This window comes from Zoogloea sp. (genome assembly GCF_023150065.1).
Lineage (GTDB): Bacteria > Pseudomonadota > Gammaproteobacteria > Burkholderiales > Rhodocyclaceae > Zoogloea.
This window is the reverse complement of record NZ_JAKLLN010000174.1, coordinates 1-590: the sequence shown is the minus strand read 5'-3', so window position 1 is coordinate 590 and position 590 is coordinate 1. Positions and strand designations below refer to the sequence as shown.

At 68.6% G+C, this 590-nt stretch carries 2 protein-coding genes; both read right to left on the bottom strand.

Features of this window, described 5'->3' with window-relative positions; all coding sequences use genetic code 11:
• The coding region (locus L6Q67_RS24610) for a hypothetical protein (protein ID WP_367171684.1) at positions 1-144 on the bottom strand (144 nt) is incomplete at its 3' end.
• A gap of 30 nt (positions 145-174) precedes the next feature.
• The coding region (locus tag L6Q67_RS24115) for a hypothetical protein (protein ID WP_296576230.1) at positions 175-590 on the bottom strand (416 nt) is incomplete at its 5' end.

Genomic DNA, 590 nt, shown 5'->3' with positions numbered 1-590 from the left:
GAGGCGGATGGCGCGGGAGCGGATGCCGCCGATGGGAAACACGCCGCCCTGGTCGATGAGCACCTGGTTCGACTTGCGCAGCAGGCCGGCAATGTCGGCGTCACTGCCCAGGTTGTCGGTGTATTCGTAGATCAGATGGGGCATCAGCCTCTCCTTGGTGTGGCTTGGGTGGGGTCAGGAAACCGGCATCTCGATGCCGAGGGGCCGGCTGGCGGCGGGGATGCCGGCCACCGGAAACTGCACGACGGTCTGGCCGGTGCCGGAGCTTTCGAAGTACGGGCAGACCACCTCGGCCTCACCCGTGAAGCCGTCCCAGCCCAGCGCGCCGAAGAGCATCGCGGTGTCGTGCATGCGGCCTTCGCCGGTGCAGTACTGGGCGTACTCGGGGAGCATCCGCAGGAAGGTCGCCCACTCGCCGGCCTGCCACAGGTCGAGCACGCGCAGGTCCACCTGCTTGTTGAACTCGCGGCTGATGGTGTTGAAGCCCTGCTCCACCAGGCGGTTTTCCCAGATCTGGTGCGACAGCGAGCCGCTCGCCACCAGCGCCACGCGGCTGTCGCTGCGGGCCACCGCGCGGGCCACGGCCTCGC